This window comes from Hwanghaeella sp. LZ110, from assembly GCF_048892525.1.
Lineage (GTDB): Bacteria > Pseudomonadota > Alphaproteobacteria > UBA8366 > Aestuariispiraceae > Pacificispira.
The window spans coordinates 283,166-290,329 of sequence record NZ_JBLZHT010000006.1; the positions used below are offsets into that span (position 1 = coordinate 283,166).

The 7,164-nt window shown below is 59.3% G+C and carries 6 protein-coding genes; 2 read left to right on the top strand and 4 right to left on the bottom strand.

The window, feature by feature from the left end:
• Positions 1-226: 226 nt before the first annotated feature.
• Both pdeM and ACOSDM_RS14470 read right to left on the bottom strand, forming a co-directional pair.
• The gene (gene pdeM / locus ACOSDM_RS14465) at positions 227-937 is read right to left on the bottom strand and encodes a ligase-associated DNA damage response endonuclease PdeM (RefSeq protein WP_420725245.1); all 711 of its coding nucleotides are present in this window, start codon (positions 935-937) and stop codon (positions 227-229) included.
• Positions 938-3,385 carry a ligase-associated DNA damage response DEXH box helicase gene (locus tag ACOSDM_RS14470; RefSeq protein WP_420725246.1) on the bottom strand — a complete coding sequence of 816 codons (2,448 nt, stop codon included), beginning with the start codon at positions 3,383-3,385 and terminating at the stop codon, positions 938-940.
• A 233-nt stretch (positions 3,386-3,618) separates the two neighbouring features.
• Here ACOSDM_RS14470 and ACOSDM_RS14475 point away from each other — a divergent pair, with 233 nt between their 5' ends.
• On the top strand, positions 3,619-3,885 hold the full coding sequence (locus ACOSDM_RS14475; protein WP_420725247.1) for a hypothetical protein: 267 nt from the start codon (positions 3,619-3,621) through the stop codon (positions 3,883-3,885).
• Positions 3,886-4,016: 131 nt separating this feature from the next.
• Here the strand turns inward: ACOSDM_RS14475 and ACOSDM_RS14480 are convergent, their stop codons facing one another.
• Both ACOSDM_RS14480 and ACOSDM_RS14485 read right to left on the bottom strand, forming a co-directional pair.
• Entirely contained in the window at positions 4,017-4,427 is a 411-nt protein-coding gene (locus ACOSDM_RS14480) for an HIT family protein (RefSeq protein ID WP_420725248.1), read from the bottom strand.
• Positions 4,428-4,430: 3 nt separating this feature from the next.
• Entirely contained in the window at positions 4,431-5,345 is a 915-nt protein-coding gene (locus ACOSDM_RS14485; protein ID WP_420725249.1) for a pseudouridine-5'-phosphate glycosidase, read from the bottom strand.
• A 73-nt stretch (positions 5,346-5,418) separates the two neighbouring features.
• On the opposite strand from ACOSDM_RS14485, the gene ACOSDM_RS14490 reads away from it, so the two are divergent.
• Positions 5,419-6,687 carry a glycerate kinase type-2 family protein gene (locus ACOSDM_RS14490; protein ID WP_420725250.1) on the top strand — a complete coding sequence of 423 codons (1,269 nt, stop codon included), beginning with the start codon at positions 5,419-5,421 and terminating at the stop codon, positions 6,685-6,687.
• Positions 6,688-7,164: the final 477 nt, after the last annotated feature.

The following is a 7,164-nucleotide window of genomic DNA, read 5'->3' on the forward strand; positions in this document are numbered from 1 at the left end:
GAGCAAATCATTTCTTAAAGGTGATACGCCTTGGAAACCCGTTTCGGATTAGGGGAATACAAGAAAAGTTTCACAAACACGATTGATCCAGCCCCGTTCCGTATTCGTAATTCCTTATACGTGGTGAGCATCGCTTGCCGTGTTCCTGGCGGGTCCTTCCCCCCACATTCGTCAGGGGCACCACTGGACTGGCGATACTTTCGCTGGTCCAGTGCGTTTTGGGGGATCATGTTGCGCGCAACAACCGTGCCTTTGGCACGCGAATGACGGCTCGACCGGTTGCCAGATGCACTGAAAACCCTTTTTTAAACAAGCCGCTGATTGCGGGATCCCACACACTCAAACCCCCAGTATAGCTGCCATAAGCCGGCAGGATCAGGCGCGCCCCATCTTCTATGAAACAGCGCGCCGACAGCCGCCTTGCGCGGGTCTGGACACTGGCTTTTGGGTGAAAATGGCCGGAAACCTCACCGGGTCTTGAACCATGTTCCGCTTCATGCCGGAAAACCAAAGGGCCCTCCAGCCAATCGGCCCGAACGCGGCCGCCCAGATCTGCAGGCGGGGCGGGGTCGTGATTGCCTGCGATCCAGATCCAATCCACGTTGGAAACCAGCTTGCCCAAAACGGCGCGATCCTGGGGCGACAATCGATCTGACGCCTGCGCGTCATGAAAACTGTCCCCCAGGCAAATAACCCGGTCCGGTCGCAAACGGGCCAGCGATGTCGCCAGCACCGCCAATGTGGTGCGGCTGTCATAGGGGGGCAGCATCTGACCCCGGCTGGCAAAGGCGGACCCTTTTTCCAGGTGCAGATCAGCAACGACAAGGGTGTTGCGATCCGGCCAATACAGGCTGCCATCCGCTAAGGCCTGTAATTGTGCCCCGTTCAGCACAAAGGCGCTGTGATCTTTTCGTATCGCCGAATTCATCATGACCATTTATAGCGGAAGTCCGCCTTGCGGGTCCATCCGCATGGCCTCTTCTATCAATTCTTCGGCCAATTCATCAAACAGTTGATCCTCCGCATCGCCATAAACGGCTTCCTTACCGATCTCTAACAGGATCGGCACCGCCAAAGGGGAAACCCGATCCAGACGACGATGGCGTATCCCGCCACTTTTGACACGCGCCAGAAATTCCGCCAACCGCCCCACATCAATCATCCCGCCCTTGGCATCGGCGCGGGTGGCCTGCAACAGCACATGATCCGGCTCATGCCGCCGCAGAACATCATAGATCAGGTCGGAATTGAAGGTGACCTGACGTCCCGTCTTTTCCTGCCCCGGCTGGCGGCGTTCGATCAGGCCGGCGATCACCGCGACGTTGCGGAAGGTCCGCTTCATCAGGGAACTTTCCTCCATCCAGGCTTCCAGATCATCACCCAGCATGTCCTCATCAAACAGCGCCTGCATATCCTTCGCCGCATGCAGTCCCCAGACGGCGATGACATAATCGCTGGCGACAAAGCCCAAGGGTGCCAGGCCCAGCCGCTCCATGCGTTTGGTCAACAGCATGCCCAAAGTCTGATGTGCATTGCGCCCCGCAAAGCTATAGGCGACCAGATATTCCTTGCCCGCACGGGGGAAGGTTTCCACCAGCAATCCATCACGCCCCGGCAGCAGGGACCGCCATTGCTGCAGGTTCAGCCATTCGCGCACCTGATCAGGCAATTCGACCCAGGATGTGGGATCGGCCAGCGTGGCGCGCACCCGGTCCGACAGCAGCGTCGTGAAGGGCAGCCGCCCCCCCATATAGGCCGGAACTTTAGGGTCTTTGCCGCGCGCGACACTGACCTCCACCGCGGTCTGTTTGATCCCTTCAAACCGCAACATGCGCCCGGCAAAAACAAAGGTATCGCCAGGCTCAAGCCCGGTTGCGAAATATTCCTCGATCTCCCCCAGAACCCCGCCACCCCGCAGGCGCACCTTCAGGGTGACCGCCTCCACAATTGTGCCGATATTCATGCGATGGCGATGGGCAAGTCTTGGATTGGCGACTTCATAGGTACCGGCTGCCGTTAAGAACAACCGCTTCCAGCGATCATAGCTTTTCAAGGCATAGCCGCCATCTTCGACAAACCGCAAGGCCGCATCGAAAGCATCGCGGGTCAGAGTTTGATAAGGCGCCGCCTGCCTGATTTCCGCGAAAACATCATCGGCGCGAAATGGGGCGGCACAGGCCAGACTCATAATATGCTGACACAGAACGTCCAGGCCGCCGTCCCGGGGCGGGTCACCATCCAATGTGCCTTCCGCCACGCCCTCAATGACACAGCGGCATTCCAGCACCTCAAACCGATTACACGGCACCAACAGGGCGCGACTGGGCACGTCCAGCCGATGTCCGGCACGCCCGATGCGCTGAATCATGCGCGATACCCCTTTTGGCGGCCCGACCTGAACCACCAGATCGACCGACGCCCAGTCGATTCCCAGATCCAGGGAAGACGTCGCGACCACCGCGCGCAGGCTGCCATCGGCCATCGCGGCCTCTACCTTGCGCCGCTGATCGCGCGCCAGAGAGCCATGATGCAAGGCGATGGGCAGGGCATCCTCGTTGGCACGCCACAATTCCTGAAAGACCAGTTCGGCCTGGGCACGGGTATTAACAAAGATGATTGCCGTGCCGGTTTTCTTAATCTCCTGATAAATCTCCGGGATGGCATGTAGGCCATAATGACCCGACCAGGGCAGCCGCACGGCGGTTTCCAACAGGCGCACATCCGCCCGTTTCGCCCCCATGCCGGTCACTGTCACCACCTCATCCGCATCCGCGCAGGGGGAGATGTAGCGGCGCAGATCATCGGGCCAGGCGACCGTTGCCGACAGACCAACGCGCCGCAGGTCCGGGGCAATTTTAGACAGGCGCGCCAGACACAGCGCCAACTGATCCCCCCGCTTGGTTCCCGCAATCGCATGAACCTCGTCCAGGATGACGCGGTGCAGTGATTTGAACAGGGTGAAGCTTTCCGGTTGAGAGATCAGCAGGCCCAAAGATTCCGGCGTGGTCAGTAATATCTGGGGCGGATTTTCCTTCTGGCGCTGGCGCCGGTTGGCGGGCGTGTCGCCGGTTCGGGTCTCAATTCGGATATCCAGCCCCATCTCCTCAACCGGCGTCATCAGGTTGCGCTGGATATCCACCGCCAGGGCTTTCAGTGGGGAGATATAGAGCGTGTGCAGGCCCTCTGTCGGGTTGCTGGCCAGATCGATCAGGCTGGGCAGAAATCCAGCCAGGGTCTTCCCACCCCCCGTCGGAGCAACCAGTAAAGTATGCGCGCCCCGTCCATCCGCCGCCACCATATCCAACTGATGGGGGTGGGGTCGCCAGCCCTTTTGCTGGAACCAATCACTGAATTTTTTTGGCAAGACTGGGTCGATTTCGGTCATAACAGGACTGAGTATAGCCTTTCAGCGCCAATTCGCGAGCGCCGTATTAGCGTTAAAGTATTTCTTCAACCACATCATCTAGTAGTTTAACGGCTTGTAATGACGCGTTAGCAACACCTGTTAAGCTCCTTTGCAAAAAACAAAAAATGGAATGGTGACAAGCGCAAAAGAATCGCTGTACGACTTGGTTAACAGCTCGGGCCTTCTGGCGAACCGGTTCGAGTGGAGGGACGATGATAAATACGATGGAATTAACCGGGGGGACCCGGGTGGATTTTGCCGAAGAGCAAAAACGCAAAGTGATGACCCTGTTTCTGGACGTATGGGACCAAGCCTGCGTCGAGGGGATTCCGAGCGAATTGCTGTCTGAGGTCTGTCTGTATCTGGCACTGACGGACCTGGTAGAGGATCATGGGGAGGACGATGTCGCAGACATTATCGAAACCCTGCCCTATCGAATCAGAAACGGTGAATTCACAATGGGTGAACAGGCGCATTAGAGCAAATCCCGAGCAAACGGAATCGTTTGCGACGACGTATTTGCTGAAATGGGGTAGAACATCATGTGTGAGCTCATGCGAGCGCATGATGCTCTAAGCCACCTGAGCACCGATTGGGGTATCGCGGAAGTTTAGGGGAGGCAGCTTGCTGCCCGGGTCAGCGCGTCCGTCAGGGCGGCGTCTGAATAGTGCTGTGCCGCGCCAACACCCCAGATCGGACCGGGCCATGCCGCATCATCGCGATAGCGCATGATGATGTGGATGTGCAACTGTGGCACCATATTGCCCAAGGCCGCGACATTCACCTTGTCGGCCTGCCATACCTTTTGCATGGCCTTGCTGATATGGGTGATATCCGTCATCAGCCGCATCTGGTCTGCATTGGACATATCATGCATCTCGCGCAAGCCGGCCTGACGCGGCACCAGGATCAGCCAGGGATACCGTGCATCCCTGGACAACAGGACCTCGCATAAGTCGGTCTGACCAACCGGATGGGTGTCTTTCGCCAATTGCGAGTGCAGTTCAAACCGATCCGTCATGCTTCATTCCCGCTGAGACAAGGCGATGGCTATTTCGGCGCCGACCCTGGCATTGTCGATCAACAGCGCCCGATTGGCGGTCAGGCTGCGCCCGCCGGATGATTTCGCGATCCGCGATAACAGAAAGGGGGTCACGGTTTTGCCTGCAATTCCGGCCTGACCGGCCTCTGCCAGGGCAGCGTCGATCCAGGTCTCTACCTCCCCCAATGCCAGGGCGGCATCTTCGGGCACCGGATTGCAAACCAGCAGACCGCCCAGACCAAGCGACCAGTGCAGCCGGGCAATGCGCGCGGCCTGTTCTGGCGTATCAACGCGATGATCCAGCGGCAGGTCACTATCACGGCTGTGGAACGCCGGTAAGGTATCTGTCTGATACCCCAGAACCGGCACGCCCTGTGTCTCCAGATATTCCAGCGTCTTGGGCAGATCCAGAATGCTTTTTGCGCCGGAGGCTATGGTCAGTACCGGCGTGCGCGATAATTCCAATAAGTCGGCTGAGATATCCATCGTCTCCACCGCGCCCCGATGCACCCCGCCAATGCCGCCCGTGGCGAAAACCTCAATCCCTGCTGCCTGTGCACAAATCATTGTGGCAGAGACCGTCGTCGCCCCCGTTCCGCCGACAACAACACAGGCCGCGATGTCCCGGCGACTCAATTTGGCAATATCAGCATCGGGGTCGGCCAGATGCGCACGGTCTTCTTCCGACAGGCCAACCCGAATGCGACCATCCACAACGGCTATCGTGGCAGGGACTGCGCCAGCATCCCGCACGGCCTGTTCCATCGCCTGGCTTGTTTCCAGGTTGTCCGGATGGGGCAGGCCATGGGCGATTACGGTCGATTCCAGCGCGACGACGGGCATACCATCGGCCAGGGCCGCACGAATTTCAGGCGACAGGGTCAGGGCGTTTCTCATGCCCTATGCTGGCAGGGCCGGGACAATCCCGCAAGCGCTCGACGGATGATAAAAAGCACGATATTGAGAAGATATGATGTCACTCAATGATCCACGCGCCTTTTTATCCTCTCTGTTCGATGCCGCCCTGGCAGCCGCCGACCCGTTGCGCTGTGTGCCGCCCATGCTGCCCCAGACACCGGGGCGCCGTACGGTCCTGATCGGGGCGGGAAAAGCATCGGCCCTGATGGCACAAGCCATTGAAAAGGCCTGGCCCCATCCGCTGGAAGGCCTGGTGGTCACCCGCTATGGCCACGCGGTGCCCTGCGACCATGTTGAAATTATCGAAGCCTCTCATCCTGTTCCAGACGCTGCGGGCGAAGCTGCTGCGCAACGCATCCTAGACCTGGCCCAGGAACTGGGACCTGAAGACCTTCTGATCTGTGCGATTTCCGGCGGCGGCTCTGCTTTGCTGAGCCTGCCCGGTGATGGCTTGACCCTGGCGGACAAGCAGGCCGTGAACAAAGCCCTATTACGGTCTGGCGCCGCGATCGGGGAGATGAATTGCGTGCGCAAACACCTGTCGGCCATCAAGGGCGGCCGGCTGGCGGCAGCCGCCTATCCGGCCAGGGTCCATACGATCCTGATCTCCGATGTTCCGGGCGACGACCCCGCTGTCATCGCGTCTGGCCCAACCGTGCCGGATAACACAACCCTGGCGCAGGCCCTGGAAATTCTGGAGCGGCGCAAAATTGATGTGCCCGACGCAGTGCGTATTCGCCTGAACCAGCCGGAGGCGGAAACACCGGATTCAGAAGACCCCATCTTCCAAAACACCACCACAGTCATGGCCGCGCGACCCCTTGCCTCTTTACAGGCCGCGGCGGACATCGCGCGACAGGCGGGAATAATGCCCCTGATCCTGGGGGATGCCCTGGAAGGCGAAAGCCGGGACGTTGCGACGGTGATGGCCGGCATCGCGCGATCGATCCGCGACCATAGCCTGCCGGTTGCTGCCCCGGCGGTATTGCTGTCGGGGGGCGAAACCACGGTGACGATCAAGGGTGATGGCATTGGTGGCCCGAATGCGGAATTCACCCTGGCACTGGCACTGGCCTTGAAGGGCATGGAAGGCGTCTATGGCCTGGCCTGTGACACCGACGGCGTGGATGGGGCCGCAGAGGTAGCAGGCGCGATGATCGATCCAGATACTTTGACCCGCGCCGATGCCGCCGGGTTGAATGCCCGCGCGGCCCTTGAAAACAACGACGCCCATAACTTCTTTGAGGCTCTTGGCGATCAGATCAAACCCGGCCCGACGCTGACCAATGTCAACGACTTCAGGGCAATCCTGATCGTCTGAAGGCCTGCTTTATCGAAACGTCACCCCGGACGCGATCCCCCCGCCTGCGCGGAAGAGCCGAGGGTGTGAGCCCTGCCGCATTTTTTAAGGTTTACCGCAAAGGGCGGAGAGAAAACGCAAAGGGCGCAGAGGGGCTGGCACACACAATTCCACCGCCCCATTCTCATCCTGAGGAGGCGCGTAGCGCCGTCTCGAAGGAGGGGCTGTAAGCACTGTGCTTGCAGGCAGATCACCCTTCGAGACGCTCCGCTCCTCAGGGTGAGGGTGCGTATTTGTGAGAATTTCGTCACCCCGGACGTGATCCGGGGTCCAGGGCGGCAGGTGAATTTGGTGCCTGTGGCCCTGGATACCAAGGACTCACGAAAGAAGTGCAACACTGCTAGAACGGTGTTGCGATGGGAAATTCATATGATCAGCTCTGTCTTTCGGAGCGTATAGAGATCTACCGCCTTCATGAAGGCGGTAGATCTCTTCGAG